Genomic DNA, 16,969 nt, shown 5'->3' with positions numbered 1-16,969 from the left:
GAATCATGGGAAGCAGAACAACCGGAAGACTAGCTCCATTCGCTAGATTAACGAAATTAACTTTAACTTTAGCGCTGACAGGATCTATGACTGCAATGGGTTCGGTCTCAGCTCAGGATACGAGTGAGCTCACAGGGAATAAGCCTGCAGGAGGAGAGACCTTCTATATTAGTGACATTCAGTTCTTAAACGGAACGACGGGACGTGCAGCAGGTAATGGATATATGATTGGCACATCCGATGCCGGTGATCACTGGCAGAACATCTATACAGGAACTTGGCAGTTCACTCAGCTTGATTTTATCAATAATAAAGTAGGTTATGCGCTGGCGAAATCCTCAAGTGACGGACCGAATGCGCTACTGCATACGGATGATGGTGGTAAGTCATTAACGAAGATAAAAACGGGGGACATGTATCTGCAGCGTATCGATTTCACTAAGGAGGATGAGGGATTTGGCTACTCCCAGGCTTACACTTACCATACCTACGATGGAGGCAGCAGCTGGAGCAAGATAGCCACACCGACGAATACAAGATATGCGGTATTCACAGATGCGAAGAAAGGTTATGCACTGACAGTTCATCCGGGATACGGATATAAGCTGCATCAAACGACAAATGGCGGCACAGACTGGAAGGTACGTCTCTCCGTATCCTCGGAGACAGTTAGTGGCGGTGAAATCGCCGTGAACGGCCAGGAGGTATGGGTGAGGCTGAACGGCGGGGCTGGTATGTCCCAGCAATCCTACGCCGTATACGCTTCGAGCAATGCCGGTCAGAGCTTTGTCAAAGTGATCGGTCAAGATACAGCAGGAGCCGGACCCGGGCCTGGCGACGAACCAGGGTATACAGATGCCGGTCCTGCAGCACCTGCCGGGCATCCAGGAAATTTATCGCTTGTAACTGGGGCGGCCTATCTCGCTGGGTTCTCACCGGCAGGGGAGAAGATCGGCGTGGGAAGCTCTTCCGATGGCGGGAAGACGTGGACGAACCTGCCGTCTATTCAAGGATACGAAAGTGACATTTCCTTCACGGAACGTAATAAAGGCTGGATGGCAGATACAAGCCTCATGCATCCTGCAATTTATCGAACGGGAGACGGAGGTCATTCTTGGACTGAGGTCTTGGTTCTGGAGCAGCCTAACGAGTGATTCGTTATACTCGGCTAATGAATGGAGCAGATGAGTGTTCATGGCCGATCCGATTTGTAAAATGAACGGAGGAGCAGACCTTTTGATTAATTGAAAATCAAAGGTCTGCTCCTTTGTGCGGTTCGAGATTGCAATTTTTAAGCGATCGGTGTTCCATTAGGCACTTCTTCATCGGGTCTCAGCAAGATGACATCGCCTTCTTCTGGAACGCCGCCGAGTACGAGAACCTCGGATACATAGCCGGCAATTCGGCGCGGAGGGAAGTTTACTACTGCTGCAATCTGCCTTCCGATTAATTCATCGGGTATATATCGTTTCGTGATTTGTGCAGAAGACTGCTTGATCCCTAGTTCTCCAAAATCGATCTCCAGCTTGATTGCGGGCTTTCTTGCTTCCGGAAAAGCCGCTGCCTTAATAATGGTCCCGATACGAATATCCAGCTTTACAAAATCATCTATCGTGGCCATGCCATTTCCTCCAAGTTTAATTTTCGGAATCGAGATATCGATACAGTGTAGATTTGCTGATTCCAGTTTCGTCTTTTATCTGTGCCAGACTATATTGATTGCTTTGATACATAACAATCGCTTTTTTGACGTTTTCGTCCGGTTTTTTGGGGCGTCCGGGTCTAATCCCCTTCTGCTTTGCTTCATATAATCCTTTTTTAGTCTTCTCACTAATTACATCACTTTGAAAATCGAGCAGTTGGTGCACCATCTCATGAAAGGCCAAGCCGGTAGAAGCACTTGTATTGATCCCTTCTTTTGCGGAAATAAGATAGCAGCCTCTATTGCGCAGCCCATCGAGCAGTTCGGCCAGGTGCCTCGTTGAATCAGCGAGTGCAAATAATTTAGCAACAACGATATGATCACCGGGCACTAGCTTGTCTAATAGACCGTACAACGCAGTTCGTTTCTTAGCAGAGCCATGCTCCTCGGCAATGATATGCTCGCAGGCATATTGGGCCAATACGGCTTGCTGGTGGTTACATTGTAAATCGTCCTGATAAGGTCTTACATATCCGATTAGCATGTATTAAACTCCTTGGACATTCACTAGTCTCAAAAAGGTTCCATTTTGGAACGATCCATGATAAACTAACGAAGGTATTGATAACTTGGATGTATATGATGCCTTGACTTTTATGAGACTTAAAAGTCAGGTTCTCAAAAATAGATAAAGAGGTGTGGAGAGAAAGTGTTAGAAAATCTCAAGAGAACATGGTTTTTTAATGTAAGAGCTGATATTTTGTCCGGCATTGTTGTAGCTCTTGCGCTCATCCCGGAAGCCATTGCCTTCTCACTGATTGCGGGTGTGGACCCTATGGTCGGTTTGTATGCTTCCTTCTGTATTGCTGTAATCATTGCTTTTGCTGGCGGCAGACCAGCGATGATCTCAGCAGCGACAGGGGCCATGGCCTTGGTTCTTGCTCCCCTGGTGAGGGAGCACGGGATTGAGTACATGCTTGCAGCTACCATATTAACAGGTATTATTCAATTCCTGCTAGGTGTGTTCAAAGTAGCTACACTGATGAAGTTTATTCCACGTGCCGTCATGATTGGCTTCGTCAATTCACTGGCCATTCTGATCTTTATGGCGCAGGTCCCTTATTTCTGGGGCATCAATGGAGCAACCTATGTGTTCCTAGGTATCACACTGCTTATCGTATACGTCGTGCCTCGATTCTTCAAGGCCATTCCTGCACCATTGATTGCCATCGTCGTATTAACTGTTGTATCCGTATTTACAGGATTTAATCTTCAGACCGTAGGGGATATGGGGAACATTACCCAGACCTTACCGTCATTTTTGATGCCTGATGTGCCGTTCTCTATCGAAACACTACAGATTATATTACCATATTCTTTCGCACTCGCAATTGTCGGGTTGCTTGAATCACTGCTTACTTCATCCATTGTCGATGATATGACAGATACAGAGAGTGACAAGAATCGTGAAGCTAGGGGGCAAGGGATTGCAAACTTCGTCACAGCGTTCTTCGGCGGTATGGCGGGATGCGCCATGATCGGTCAGTCCATGATTAATGTAAAATCAGGCGGACGCAGCCGTTTGTCTACGCTCGTGGCAGGGCTGTTTCTTATGTTTCTGATTCTTGTACTTGGTGATCTGGTAGTCCTAATGCCGATGCCCGTTCTTGCTGGAATCATGGTCATGGTCTGTATCGGGACGTTTGATTGGTCTTCATTCCAATATTTGAAAAAAGCGCCCCGTCCGGACGCCATCGTTATGGTGGTTACCGTAATTATTGTTGTTGCCACCCATGACCTCTCCAAAGGAGTTATTGCTGGTGTCATCTTAAGCGCGGTGTTCTTCGTGGCGAAGATATCGAAACTGGAAGTGACCAAGCCAGCGGAGGATGTCAAGAAACAGGTGTTCAAGGTGAAGGGACAATTATTCTTCGCCTCTACCACGACATTTGAACAATCCTTTGATCTGTCTGTACAAGATCGCGACATCGTCATTGACTTCTCCAATTCTCATGTTTGGGATGATTCTGCTGTAGGCGCGATTGATAAAATCATCTTGAAATACAGAGAGAATAACAATGAAGTCAGACTGACCGGACTAAATGAAGCGAGTCAGCGCATGATCGATAAGCTGGCGGTATTTACAGACAGCAAGGGTAAATTGAGTACACATTAAAACAGATATTCTTATGGTGCTTGGAAGTGTAAGTCATAAAGTAGTGAAGAATGTGCATTGTCCTGTCCTTGTTGTGAAGTAATGTGAGGTAACAGGGCGAACAATATTTTGCTTGATGAATAATAAGAAGGTCCTGCTCTGCTGAATATTCAGTAGTGCAGGACCTTCTTGCATATATCTTAAGGCTCAAAGCCCTCTTGACTAATATATACCCGATCTTCCGGAAAAACGCTTCGCATCCGAGAAAGGACGATTTGATATGCAGCGGAGTCATACCATGCTGATGAGTCTATCTCATCATATAAAGCATCCATCCCCAGCTGCCTTGTTCTTTTACCGCCGCTGCCATCTCCCATGAAATAATCATCAATGGTAACGCGGTTGGTGGCATGACTAAGCTTGGAGGCAAAAGCCTCACTGCTTGGCAGAATCGGAGCGATCGCTGCTTGAGTCGGAATGCCTGCCTCTGTTAATTTCTGCAGTGCCTTTATACGGGCAGCAATAGGAGGAGCAGAGGGAGAAAAATGTTTTCTGACCTCATCCAGATCGGTTTCGATCGTAATACTGACACGCACCCTGTCACCCAGTGCTGTGAATAAATCGATATCCCTAGTGACGAGAGGGCTTCTGGTTTGTACCAGTATAAAATCCGGAGGAGATTCGCACATTGCTTCCAGCAGGGAACGAGTAATCTGCTCTTTATATTCGATGGGCTGATAAGGATCTGTACTGGAAGACATAAAGATCGTAACCGGCCCCTTAGCTGTGGCACGCTTTAATTCCTTAAGGAATACGGTTGACGCTTCCTGCTTCACATCTACCCAAGTTCCCCATTCCGACCCGCGAAATAGAGAGACAGGCATCCGGCGGACGTAGCAATACGAGCATCCAAACGAACACCCGGTATATGGATTCAACGTATGGGTGTAGCCAGACAGGAATCCAGTTCCTTTATTCATCAGTGACTTTGGATTTTTATATAAATACTGAATATCTCTTTTGGACATAGATACACCTCTATTCTGATAGAACAGATTCTATTATAATACATGAAAGGCTATATGGGAACATATATTCTTATTGGTCGCCTGAATGTAACATCGTTCGATTATGAGATATCAGATTCGGGTATAACATTCGTAGCCGGATAATCCAGCAATTACCTAATTCATTAAATGTAATATTACAGCATAAAAAGGAGATGTAATCATGATCAAGAGAAATACAATTAAGCTGGCAGATGGCACCGTGCTTCCCGCAATTGGACAAGGAACCTGGCGCATGGGAGATGATCCTTCCGTACGAAATGAAGAGATTGCTGCACTTCGCCTTGGTGTTGAGCTGGGCATGCATGTTATTGATACCGCAGAAATGTATGGCGAGGGCTTGTCCGAATCACTTGTGGGAGAAGCGATCCATGGTATTAGGGAAGAAGTATTCCTTGTCTCTAAAGTATATCCTCATAATGCAGGACGAAACCGGATCATTACCCGCTGTGAGCAGAGCCTGCGCAGACTGAAGACAGACCATTTGGATTTGTATTTGCTTCACTGGAGAGGAGACGTACCGCTGGCCGAAACAGTAGAAGGTATGGAGAAGCTTGTTCAGGACGGCAAAATCGCGCGTTGGGGCGTTTCCAATCTGGATACAGAAGATATGGAAGAGCTGGTATCTGTATCTAAAGGCAGTAATTGTGCGGTTAATCAGGTACTGTATCACCTTGGCTCGAGAGGGATTGAGGTTGATCTCATGCCATGGCAGGCGGAGCATCAGATCCCAATTATGGCCTATTCTCCGCTTGCACAGGGAGGTACACTGCGTCGTGAAATTATTGGCAATGAGACTGTAATGTCAGTTGCTGAGAAACATAATATAACTCCGCTGCAGTTAATGCTTGCTTGGAGTATTCGGAACGGTCAAGTGCTCGCTATCCCTAAATCCTCTAAGGAGGAGCATGTAAAACAAAATGCTGCTGTTTATGAGGTGGAGCTAACGGAGGAAGATCTCAACGAGCTGGATATAGCATTTCCGAAGCCCGATCATAAAGTGCCTCTGGAAATGATTTAAATAATGTGATTAAACCTTACGTGTGAAAGTGCGATTTTTGTATTTTTTAATCCGATTTACGTACGAATAGCTAAAATAATGTTCCAATTCCCTTATTTACAAGTCTCTTATTCTATTATATGTTAGTTTAGATAACATTAATAGAATGAGGGCGAGGGAATGGAGTATGAGAAATAGCAAAATGCAAATTATGAGTGTGCTCTTGGCTGGAGGGCTGCTGCTTCCAGTAGCCGGTTTTTCTGGCGAGAGAGCGGTTGCAGCACCTGTCAGCACGGAATGGTCTGAATTTATGGAACTGAATTGGGCTCCGAGTGAATGGACTGTGGAAACTGAACGACACAAGTCCATCAGTACCGAACAGTTTGCGGAGCTCATTAATCTGGCGGCCAAGGAAGCCGGCGCTGAGCGTCTTATTACGGAAATTACGCATTCGGATCAGATCAAGAGAGAAGTGGCAGCTCTCTTGCTGGATGAAATAATTGATGTGCCTTATGTTGAAGAAATGCTGTATCAGGACATTCCGATCAATAGTCCTTATGCAAGCTCAATTGGTGTAATCACGACGGCCGGCGTGATGAAGGGGATTGCGGAACATACATATGGTTATGGTAAACCCCTTACCAAAGGGGATGCAGCAGTTGTTGCTCTCAGGGTCTATCAATATTTACAGCCGGTGAGTGTCGTAGAGGCATCCATCTCGGATTTGCAGAAAGCAATGACTTCGGGAAGAGTTACCTCCGCAGAGCTGGTGGATATGTATCTGGAACGTATCGAGAAATACGATGTACAGGGCCCGAAGCTTAACTCAATTATTTCCCTTAATGAGCAGGCGGACGAGCTGGCTAAGGAGCTGGATGCCGAGCGTGGGAAGAGTGGATCAAGAGGTGCCCTTCATGGAATACCTGTCATTTTAAAAGATAATTTCGATACAGCGGACATGCCAACTACGGGAGGTTCATTAGCATTAAAAGAAAGTGTTCCATTGGATGATGCATATCAAGTAGAGAAGCTGAAAGAAGCCGGGGCAATCATACTAGCGAAGTCCAATTTGCACGAATTTGCATTTGGATATACAACAGTAAGCTCGGTGTCTGGTCAGACGCTAAATCCGTATAATGTATCCAAAGTGCCTGGAGGCTCAAGTGGCGGGACGGGGGCATCGATTGCGGCGAGCTTTGCCGCCGCAGGAATGGGCAGTGATACCGGCGGTTCTATTCGAGTGCCGTCTTCATTTAACAATCTGGTCGGAATTCGTCCCACCATTGGTTTGTCGAGTAGAGACGGAATCATGCCATTAGCATTGACACAGGATACTGGAGGGCCGATTGCTAGAACCGTTGCTGACGCAGCTGCAATTCTTGACGCAACAGTAGGCTATGACCCTGATGATGTGACTACAGCAGCAAGTGTGGACCGCATTCCGGAGTCATATCTGCATTATTTGGACCCAGCAGGATTAAACGGGGCCAGAATTGGTATTGTCCGTGAAATGTTTGGCTCGGATCCAGATATCAATGATGTGATGGATGAGGCAATTCAGGACATGAAAGACCAAGGTGCTGTACTCATTGATCATGTTGAGATCCCTAACTTTAAACAGATCAACAGTTATGCCAGTCTTAGCGGCTGGGAATTCAAATTTCAGTTTAATGATTATCTCGAATCGCTGGGAGAAGAACGGGCATATGAGGATCTTGCAGCGATCATCGAATCCGGCTTATACGATGAATCGGTAAAGACACAGCTTATTGAGCGCAACAATCGGGAATCCCTTGAGGATGAGTCATACAAAGATATTGTTCTTCATCGTACCCAATTAGCACAGGATGCCGTACTTAAGATGATGGCGGATTATGATCTGGATGCTCTTATTTTTCCTACTTCCGCAAACCCGATTTCAAAGATCGGGGATGAGCAAACCATCGGCGATGGCTTTAAGCTCAGCTCCTTTACAGGTTACCCGACAATAACGGTTCCGGCTGGCTTCAGAGCCTCTGACAACATGCCGGTTGGGTTGGATTTCATCGGAAGACCTTTCAGTGAACCGACATTGATCAAGCTTGCCTACTCCTACGAACAGAACACCCAGCATCGTACGGCTCCTGTCTTAACTCCATAAAGATCGGTTAACATTATCGAACGGCGGATGTATTAGTCCGCTGTTTTTTTGCGTGTCCAATCCAGAAATTGAGTCAGCCCCTAGGGCGATGTGTTATAAATAGGATGATATGAAATGGAAGGTTGAGGATGAGAGATGGATAAAAATAAAATCGTATTCTCAGTAATTGGGGCTGGCTGGAGAGCTGAATTTTTTATGCGTGTGGCCGCAATGCTGCCGGATCTATTTGAAGTAAGCAGAGTGTTGGTTCGAAATGGGGCTAAGGCTGACCTGTTTCAGAAGAAATGGGGAATAAAGACCGTAACAACATTGGATCAATTCCTGGAGAACCGGGACTATTCGTATGCGATTATTTCTGTACCATGGGATGCCAATCCGAATTACATAGCTGAGCTGAGCAAGCAGGGAATACCTGTACTCGCCGAGACGCCTCCAGCTCCAGATATGGACGGACTATTGAAGCTGCATCAGGAGCTGCCCGCAAATGCTAAGGTGGAAGTCGCAGAGCAGTACTTGTATCAGCCGATGCATGCGGCCAGAATTCGTCTTGCCCGGTCCGGTATTCTTGGTGAGATCTCTCATGTTCAAGTATCAGCTGCACATGGATATCATGGAATAAGCCTGATCAGAGAATTGCTGGGGGCCGGGTATGAGAAGGCGAGTATTACAGGACATCAATTTACAAGTCCCATTGTGAAAGGACCGGGCAGACAGGGCTTGCCTGAAAACGAAGAGATCGTTCAGTCCATTCAGGAATTGGCAGTATTTCAATTTGGAGAGAAGACCGCGGTGTTTGATTTTTCCAATGTTCAGTACTTCTCTTGGATTCGGGGGAATCGGATCTTGGTTCGCGGGGAGCGTGGAGAAATTGTCAATGACGAGGTTTCTTATCTGAAGGATTTCAGAACGCCCGTCACATCCCGCTTAAGAAGAATAGATACAGGACACGGAGGAAATCTGGAAGGATACGCGCACCGGGGAATCCAATTTGAATCGGAGATGATCTATGAGAATCGATTCGAAAGCGGAAGGCTGTCGGACGAGGAGATTGCTGTTGCGACAAGCATGTATAAGATGGGCCTGTATGCATTAGATTTAGGACCTTCATTCTATAATTTTGCAAAGGCAGCGCAGGATCATTATTTATCCATGATGATGAAGAGATCAATCAAGGAAGGTCAAGAGGTCATCACTGAAATTATGCCGTGGTCAAGCAGATAGGTAATCGTCCATTAATTCTCTAGAACCTCGTATTTTTCTGTCAATTGGGTAAATTACTTAGGTCGAGTTATAACCCAGAATATAAATGACAGGAGACATGCGAAATGGCTACACTAACAGACAAAGTTGCGATCATTACAGGAGGAGCCGGCGGAATCGGTAAAGTGACTGCAGAGCGGTTTCTGAAGGAAGGCGCGAAGGTGGTTATTGTAGACCTCGTGCAGGATGCCCTCGATACGGTGAAGTCGGAATTGTCATCACACGGTGAAATCGTTGCTATCCAAGCAGATGTATCGAATGAAGCAGATGTGGAGAAGTATGTAAAAGCGACCGTGGATCAATTTGGTAAAATTGATATATTCTTTAATAATGCCGGGATCGAAGGTAAGGTTGCGCCGATCATGGAACAAGAGGTTCAGGATTTCGATAAGGTTATTGCTGTGAATGTCAGGGGTGTGTTCCTCGGATTGAAGCATGTGCTTAAAGTGCTTGTAAATCAAGGCTAAGGAAGTGTTATCAACACTTCATCCGTCGCCGGATTAAGCGGAAGCATTGGAGTAACACCTTATATTACCTCGAAGCATGCGGTTGTGGGACTGACCAAAGCAGCCGCACTTGAGGTAGCCAGCAAAAATGTTCGTGTAAACTCCATTCACCCTTCACCAGTCAATACACGTATGATGCGCTCCCTCGAAACGGGAATGCAGACGGATCAGGAGACATTGGCCAAGGCCATCCCGCTGGGACTTTATGCTGAATCCAGTGATATCGCCAATCTCGTACTATTTCTCGCTTCTGATGAGAGCTCATTTATTACAGGTGTGCAGTATCGCGTTGACGGCGGTATGGGTGCGATGTAACCGGTCAGCCTTTATTAAAATATATAAGGATTTAGATCTAAGCCCCTTTTTGGCGATACAGCCGGGAAGGGGTTTTTTGGTTGTAAATTTTCATGAGTCTACACTTTGCAATCATTTTATGCTCACAAATATAAGAATAAAAATTCCAGTTGTGGAAAATATACAAGGGGTAGGCTTGACCTCACCCATATTATAGGAAAGTAGGTACATGCATTGGATACGCATAATACTGATCCGAAAACGAACATAGAAGACGACCAAACTTTAACGAATCGACAAGGTCATCCGATTACAAACAATCAGAATATTAGAACGGTCAGCAATCGGGGGCCTGCAACTCTGGAAAACTACGATTTTATCGAAAAAATAAGCCATTTTGACCGGGAAAAGGTGCCCGAACGCATTGTACATGCCAGAGGAGCAGGAGCTCATGGTTACTTTGAAGCCTATGGAACATGCGGGGATGAGCCGATATCCAAGTACACTCGTGCCAAGCTGTTCCAGGAAAAAGGCAAGCAAACACCCGTCTTCGTGCGTTTCTCTACCGTTGTACACGGCCTGCACTCTCCGGAAACGGTGCGTGACCCGCGCGGATTTGCAGTTAAATTTTATACAGAAGACGGCAACTGGGATCTCGTTGGCAACAATCTCAAAATTTTCTTTATCCGGGATGCAATGAAGTTCCCTGATATGATTCATGCGTTCCGTCCAGATCCAGTGACCAATATTCAGGACGCGAGACGGTTCTTCGATTTCTGTGCCAATTCGCCGGAATCCTTTCATATGGTTACATTTGTCTATTCTCCATGGGGCATTCCAGCGAACTACCGAATGATGCAGGGCTCGGGAGTAAACACATACAAATGGGTCAATCAAGAAGGAAAAGCAGTGCTTGTCAAATATCATTGGGAACCCAAGCAAGGCATTAAGAACCTCACTGTAAAGGAAGCAGAAGAGATTCAAGGGAAGAACTTCAACCATGCGACGCAGGACTTGTATGAGGCTATCGAGAGTGGTGACTACCCGGAATGGGAGTTGTTCGTGCAGATCATGGAGGATGGTCCGAATGAAGAGCTCGATTTTGATCCGCTGGATGACACAAAGCTGTGGCCAAATGATCAGTTCCCATGGAAGAAGGTTGGACGCATGGTGCTGAACAAGTCTCCTGAGAACTATTTCAATGAAGTAGAGCAGTCTGCTTTTGGTACAGGAGTACTGGTCGATGGACTTGATTTCTCGGATGACAAAATGCTGCAGGGTCGCACCTTCTCCTATTCGGATACACAGCGCTATCGTGTAGGTGCGAACTATTTGCAGCTGCCGATCAATGCCGCGAAGAAGCGTGTTGCAACCAACCAGGAGGGCGGTCAGCTTCGTTATTATAACGATAAGGCACCAAGGCAGAACCTGCATGTGAACTACGAGCCTTCCAGTATGGGCGGACTTACAGAAGCAGAGCAGACAGGGAAAGAGTACACCCCGTATGTCGAAGGCAATCTTGTCCGACAGTCCATAGACCGCAATGACAATACGAAGCAGGCAGGTCAAACCTACCGTGATTTTGAACAATGGGAAAAGGATGAGCTGATCAACAACATGGTGAACGATCTTGCCATCTGCCCGAAGGACATTCAAGATAAAATGATTGCTCTTGCAGAGCAGGCCGATGATGACTATGGACGCCGCTTGAGAGAAGGCATTGCAGAGAAGAGCAAAATGATGGGTGACAATAACAGTGTTGCACAAACACATCCGCTTGGAGCCGATGATGCACCTGGGGCAGTGGATGAAGCGATTCAAAAAGGACACGAGCAGGATCCTTATTAAGAATGGCTTGCGGTGAGCTAGTCTGCTGAGAAGATCTTCTATTTCGGCGGATAAAGTACATAGGCCCAAGTATTCTTATGTCTGATAAAATATCCCTCGATAGTTAACATGAGTCGGACTGATCCTGTTGATCATGAACGATATTCCATGCTGTTGAGGGATTTTTTTATACAATATGATAAGATGGGGACGAGATTTGTGCAATAAGGAAGAGATTTATCAACTGTGTGAAGGCTTATAGACGGGTTGGTTCTTTAGATGCATAATTTAGTTGGCAGCTTGACCATTTTTCCATTGTTTGCTATATTACATACACAACAAATGCATATCTCAGGTAGTCTTTCCAAGACGGGTGACTACTTGATCGGCAATAGAGCCGCTTGCTTATCTAAGAAGATAAGGGAGCGGCTCTTTCTGTTTACTTTATGCATTTTTAAATCATTCTAAGGAGTGTTGTACATGTATCGACCTTTAACAGAGAAAGGCAAACCTGCTTTTGGAGGAATTCGTACCTTTATGCATCTTCCGCATATCAAGACACTGGATCATGTCGATTATGCTATTATCGGAAATCCATTTGATACGGGAGCCGGTTATGCAGTAGGCACAAGATTTGGTCCGTCAGCAATACGGGAAATGTCACAGCGAATCCGGACAACGAATCCGGCCCAAGGAATTGATAGCAGTGAGTATTTGTCAGGAATCGATTATGGTGACCTTTCCATCTATCCTGGTTATATTGAACAGACGTATGAAACCGTTCAAGAGCAGCTTGCTCCAATTTATGATAAAGGCATTGTTCCTATTATTTTAGGGGGTGACCACTCCATATCCTATCCTCATGTGAAGGCTGCTGCAGCCCAATATGGTCCGATCAGCCTCGTTCATTTTGATTCTCATTCGGATGCTTGGGAGCCTATGGATGAAATACGCAGGTTTTCTCATGGTAATATGTTTTATCATGGAGCCAAAGAAGGCTGGATCAATACTCAGACATCCATTCAAATGGGAATGCGGGGACATTCGAGCTTAACGCACTATGAAGAAACTCGTGCCCTTGGTTTTGATCTGCTTACTACCGATGATGTGAAGAGAATGGGGACGGAGCAGCTATGTCAAAGAGTCAAGGACAGAGTAAAAGACACACCGGTCTTCCTGACCTTTGACATCGATTTTCTGGATCCTGTGTTTGCACCAGGAACGGGAACGCCTGAAGTCGGGGGATTTACGACATATGAAGCGATTCAGATGCTGAGAGGACTTGCTGGAATAAATATCATTGGATGTGATCTTGTAGAGGTGCTGCCTGACCGTGATCCAACAAGGGTAACGGCTCTGAATGCGGCCGCCATTGTATCGGAGTTTATTACACTTCTGGCAATACATCGCCGGAGTCAAAAGCTAATGGCTGCAGAATCTGTGACTGTCTGACTTCACGTTATATAAAAAAACATCCGCTGAAGCTAATTGCTCAGCGGATGTTTTAACGTGTGCGCCTGGCATGCCAGGAGGCAGATCATATAGTCTGTTTTAACACGGAATCAGCGACCTCGATGATTTTTCTGCGTTCATTCATTGCCTGTGTACGCATGAGTTCATACGCTTTGTTCTCACTTATATTTTTCTGTTTACTAAGTGACAGCTTGGCGCTTTCAACACGCTTAATCTCATCAAGCTTGCTGGATAAGAAACGATACTCACGTTCCAAATGGACCCTCATCTGATAGTTCTTTACTCCTATGAGCAATGACCATTGAAGCTCATTATCATTCATGCCTGAGCAGAGTACACCGTCGAGCTTCTCGTGGGGAGCGGCAGTAGCAGGTTTTCGTTCATCGCACCACCACAGAATAGGAAAAGAGAATAAGGAGTTTGCCGAATGAAGCCATTTCTTCAGTCGGCAAGCAGGCAAATCGAGAATGATCATTTCAAACCTGCTCTCTGTAAGCTTACTCATACATTCAGCTTCAACAGACTCAACACGATAACCTAGTTCTTTGAACTTGACATCAACTTGACATTTGGTCGTCGGGATATCATGAACATGCAATAATCTTGGTTTCATAATTTACCCATCACCTCGAAGTAGGAATTGAGACAACAGCTTTCGTGTTTTGTGTATGTACAAAGGAGAATGTTCCTGATTAATGATAATTTATATAATACATCTATTTAAAAGTCAACTGATTAAGTGAAGTAATCTGACACAAAAGTACAAAAAATAATAAATTTCAAGATAATATGTTAAACATATTGACATAAGTAACTCCTGTTTCTATAATTGCATTACACAACTGCATACAAGCATGCATCCTCTAGTATGGGATGCTTGTCTATGGCAAAGAGGCCGCTTAATTCTAAGCAGCCTCTTTTTGCTTTTTTCTAAGAAAATAGAATGGAGTGAGCTGAAGATGAAATATCGTCCACAGATTGAAATGGGGAAACCGTTGTATTCAGGAATCCATACGTTTATGCATTTGCCTTACGAACAAAACCTGGATGATGACGTGGATTTTGCCGTAATCGGTGTTCCGTTTGACACAGGTGTTAGTTATGGAATTGGAGCTAGGTTCGGACCGTCAGCAATTCGAAGCATGTCGCAGCGGATCAGGCCGATCTCTCCCGTACATCAGATTGATATTTCTGAATATTTATCAGGGGTGGATTATGGGGATCTCATCGTTCACCCAGGTTATATCGAACAATCCTATCAGGCAATTGAAGAACAGCTGACGCCAGTATTTGAAGCAGGCGTGGTGCCGATATTGCTGGGAGGAGATCATTCTATATCACTGCCTCACTTAAGAGCAGCAGTCAAGAAGCATGGTCCTGTATGTCTGGTGCATTTTGATTCCCATTCTGACACTGGCCGATCCAAGCATCCGGAAAGAATGTGGTCGCATGGTGCTGTTTTCAGTTATGCAGTAGATGAAGGTCTGATCGATCCTAATCATTCCATCCAGATGGGAATGAGAGGAACAACATACCGTGCAGATGGTCTGGAGGAAGCTAGAGCGATGGGTTTTGAAGTGTTGACGACAGATGATGTCAGGGATTTAACCATTCCTGAACTTTGTCGCAAGGTAAAAGGCTGTGTCGGAGATCGCCCGGTGTTCCTTACCTTTGATATTGATTTTCTGGATCCGGTCTATGCGCCTGGAACGGGAACGCCAGAGGTCGGCGGTTTCACGACCTACGAAGCACAAAAGATGCTGAGAGGCTTGGCGGGCCTTGATTTTATTGGTTTTGACCTGGTAGAAGTACTGCCTGACCGTGATTCAAGTCAGGTGACGGCACTGAATGCAGCTAATATTGTGTTTGAGTTTATCAGCTTGCTTGCAGTAAAGCGTAGAGAGAAGTCAGAACGCGTGACACGGGCGGAAGGGGACATGTCATATGAGAAAATGGTTTAAAAAAATGGCTTTATTCCCTCTGATTGGCATGCTGCTTATAACAGGCTGCGGCTCACAGGGGGAAGGCGCGGGAACCGCAGTAGGAGCGGCGTCTGGTGGTAATGCTTCTCAAGCAAACCAGTTGACGATCGGAATCACCAATCCTCCGCTTATGTTTAATCCGATTGATTCTGACGGAAGTGGTTCGAGCGGCGCTGTGTTTACGTATCGTTATTTCTTTGACAGCTTGATCAAGACGACAGGACCACTTCAATTTGAGCTTCAGCTGGCAGAGTCATTTGAAACAGAGGACAATCAAACATTCAAAATTGCCCTCCATCCAGATGCAAACTGGACGGATGGTACACCAATTACGGCGGAGGATGTTGAATTTACGATTAATTTAATCGCCAATCCGAAGACCATTACAACTCAGCGCAGTGCTATTTTTTCATTGGACGGTTTAAATGAGAAAGGAATGCTGCCGGAAGGAAAGGACAAGCTGGAGTCCATTAAAGTCATTGATGACAAGCATCTGGAGCTGCGCACCAAAACCCCGGTTGACCCCAATCTCGTATATGAACGTTTCTCAGATGTGCTCATTGTACCTAAACACATATTGTCTGAAGTGAATCCCGCGGAACTGAACCAAAATCCGTTCTGGCGTAGTCCCAATGTAACCTCCGGACCTTATACTTTTGTTAAGTATGAGAACAAATCTTATGTTGAGCTGGCTGCCAACCCGGATTATTACCGGGGAGCACCGAAGATAGAGAAAGTGTTTATTAAAATCATGCCCGCTGCCAATATGGTTGCGCAATTAGAGTCTGGTGAGCTCGACATGAATGCTGCGCAAGGTGTTGGGAATATTCCAGCAACGGAGTGGAGCACAGTCAAGTCAATCGAAAGTCTAAAGACCCTTGAAGAACAGACCCGAAGATATAATTCCATTGAAATTAATACCGAACGGTTTCCTGATAAAAAAGTACGTCAAGCTCTTGCCTACGCAATCGATCGTCAAATGATTGTAGATCAGCTGATGCCTGGGACAGGCGAATTGCAGGATGGGCCTTATTCAAACAGCCATCCTTACCACGACGAGAATATCCTTAAATATTCCTATGATCCAGAACTAGCCAAACAAATGTTAGCTGAAGCAGGTTTCGATATGAATGCTCCCATTGAGCTTATTGTTCCGACTGGAGATAGAACACGTGAAATGGCAGGGAATATAATTCAACAAAATTTTCAGGCAATAGGTCTGAAGGTGAATCAGGTCAATTTTGATTTTCCAACGACGGTCTCTAAGCTGGTATCAGGAGATTTCGATCTTGCGCTCAGCAGCTTCGGAAGCATTATCGATCCTGACGGGCCAGCGACGGTCTACCGATCGACTGCAGCACTGAACGATATGCGATATAACAATCCAGAAGTAGATGCGCTCTTTGATGCGGGTATGGCAGAGACGGATCCTGTGAAACGAGGTGAAATCTATGACAAGCTTCAAAATATTATTCAGGAGGATGTTCCACTCATCACGGTATATTCCGAGTTTAACCTTATGGCAATAGGAGAGGACATTAACGGTAAGGGTGGTGTCGTCGATGGTATGCACTATGACGTTAACACATGGGAACGCAGATAAGGATCAAGAATGACGAAGGA

At 45.5% G+C, this 16,969-nt stretch carries 14 protein-coding genes and 1 pseudogene; 11 read left to right on the top strand and 4 right to left on the bottom strand.

Annotated features, from left to right (window positions below; genetic code table 11):
* Positions 1–5 precede the first annotated feature (5 nt).
* Positions 6–1,154, top strand: a complete 1,149-nt coding sequence (locus BLW49_RS00620; protein ID WP_090722584.1) for a beta propeller repeat protein — start codon at positions 6–8, stop codon at positions 1,152–1,154.
* 137 nt (positions 1,155–1,291) lie between these two features.
* Here the strand turns inward: BLW49_RS00620 and csaA are convergent, their stop codons facing one another.
* Together csaA and BLW49_RS00610 are read right to left on the bottom strand one after the other, a co-directional pair.
* Positions 1,292–1,621: a chaperone CsaA gene (csaA, locus tag BLW49_RS00615; protein ID WP_090722583.1), complete on the bottom strand. Its 330-nt coding sequence runs from the start codon at positions 1,619–1,621 to the stop codon at positions 1,292–1,294.
* A gap of 16 nt (positions 1,622–1,637) precedes the next feature.
* The gene (locus BLW49_RS00610) at positions 1,638–2,186 is read right to left on the bottom strand and encodes a recombinase family protein (RefSeq protein WP_076310879.1); all 549 of its coding nucleotides are present in this window, start codon (positions 2,184–2,186) and stop codon (positions 1,638–1,640) included.
* 165 nt (positions 2,187–2,351) lie between these two features.
* On the opposite strand from BLW49_RS00610, the gene BLW49_RS00605 reads away from it, so the two are divergent.
* A complete protein-coding gene (locus tag BLW49_RS00605) occupies positions 2,352–3,818 on the top strand; it encodes a SulP family inorganic anion transporter (protein ID WP_076310878.1) in 1,467 nt (488 codons plus the stop codon).
* A 13-nt stretch (positions 3,819–3,831) separates the two neighbouring features.
* The gene (locus tag BLW49_RS29435; protein WP_076312482.1) at positions 3,832–3,900 is read left to right on the top strand and encodes a universal stress protein; all 69 of its coding nucleotides are present in this window, start codon (positions 3,832–3,834) and stop codon (positions 3,898–3,900) included.
* Positions 3,901–3,997: 97 nt separating this feature from the next.
* Here the strand turns inward: BLW49_RS29435 and BLW49_RS00595 are convergent, their stop codons facing one another.
* Complete coding sequence (locus tag BLW49_RS00595; RefSeq protein WP_076310877.1) at positions 3,998–4,825, bottom strand: SPL family radical SAM protein; 828 nt, start codon at positions 4,823–4,825, stop codon at positions 3,998–4,000.
* A gap of 202 nt (positions 4,826–5,027) precedes the next feature.
* On the opposite strand from BLW49_RS00595, the gene BLW49_RS00590 reads away from it, so the two are divergent.
* The 6 genes and pseudogenes from BLW49_RS00590 to speB (BLW49_RS00565) all read left to right on the top strand — a co-directional run bounded on the left by BLW49_RS00590 (position 5,028) and on the right by speB (BLW49_RS00565) (position 13,343).
* Positions 5,028–5,885 carry an aldo/keto reductase gene (locus tag BLW49_RS00590; RefSeq protein ID WP_076310876.1) on the top strand — a complete coding sequence of 286 codons (858 nt, stop codon included), beginning with the start codon at positions 5,028–5,030 and terminating at the stop codon, positions 5,883–5,885.
* 166 nt (positions 5,886–6,051) lie between these two features.
* Positions 6,052–8,004 (top strand): amidase family protein, encoded by a 1,953-nt coding sequence (locus BLW49_RS00585; protein ID WP_256209520.1) that lies wholly within the window; start codon positions 6,052–6,054, stop codon positions 8,002–8,004.
* Positions 8,005–8,139: 135 nt separating this feature from the next.
* Positions 8,140–9,225 (top strand): Gfo/Idh/MocA family protein, encoded by a 1,086-nt coding sequence (locus BLW49_RS00580; RefSeq protein ID WP_090722581.1) that lies wholly within the window; start codon positions 8,140–8,142, stop codon positions 9,223–9,225.
* Between the two features lie 104 nt (positions 9,226–9,329).
* Positions 9,330–10,085: pseudogene (locus BLW49_RS00575) on the top strand (SDR family NAD(P)-dependent oxidoreductase).
* Between the two features lie 213 nt (positions 10,086–10,298).
* Positions 10,299–11,912 (top strand): catalase, encoded by a 1,614-nt coding sequence (locus BLW49_RS00570; protein ID WP_090722579.1) that lies wholly within the window; start codon positions 10,299–10,301, stop codon positions 11,910–11,912.
* A gap of 459 nt (positions 11,913–12,371) precedes the next feature.
* On the top strand, positions 12,372–13,343 hold the full coding sequence (speB, locus tag BLW49_RS00565; RefSeq protein WP_090722578.1) for an agmatinase: 972 nt from the start codon (positions 12,372–12,374) through the stop codon (positions 13,341–13,343).
* 85 nt (positions 13,344–13,428) lie between these two features.
* On the opposite strand, the gene BLW49_RS00560 is transcribed toward speB (BLW49_RS00565), so the two are convergent.
* Complete coding sequence (locus BLW49_RS00560) at positions 13,429–13,977, bottom strand: ANTAR domain-containing response regulator (protein WP_076310870.1); 549 nt, start codon at positions 13,975–13,977, stop codon at positions 13,429–13,431.
* 346 nt (positions 13,978–14,323) lie between these two features.
* Between BLW49_RS00560 and speB (BLW49_RS00555) the strand changes: the two genes are divergently transcribed.
* Complete coding sequence (speB, locus tag BLW49_RS00555; protein WP_090722576.1) at positions 14,324–15,325, top strand: agmatinase; 1,002 nt, start codon at positions 14,324–14,326, stop codon at positions 15,323–15,325.
* Positions 15,309–16,949, top strand: a complete 1,641-nt coding sequence (locus BLW49_RS00550) for an ABC transporter substrate-binding protein (protein ID WP_076310868.1) — start codon at positions 15,309–15,311, stop codon at positions 16,947–16,949. The genes speB (BLW49_RS00555) and BLW49_RS00550 overlap by 17 nt, the downstream gene beginning before the upstream one ends.
* Positions 16,950–16,969: the final 20 nt, after the last annotated feature.

Source organism: Paenibacillus sp. PDC88, assembly GCF_900106725.1.
Classification (GTDB): domain Bacteria; phylum Bacillota; class Bacilli; order Paenibacillales; family Paenibacillaceae; genus Paenibacillus; species Paenibacillus shunpengii.
The sequence above is the reverse complement of the archived record's forward strand: the minus strand, read 5'-3'. Positions and strand labels throughout refer to the sequence as shown.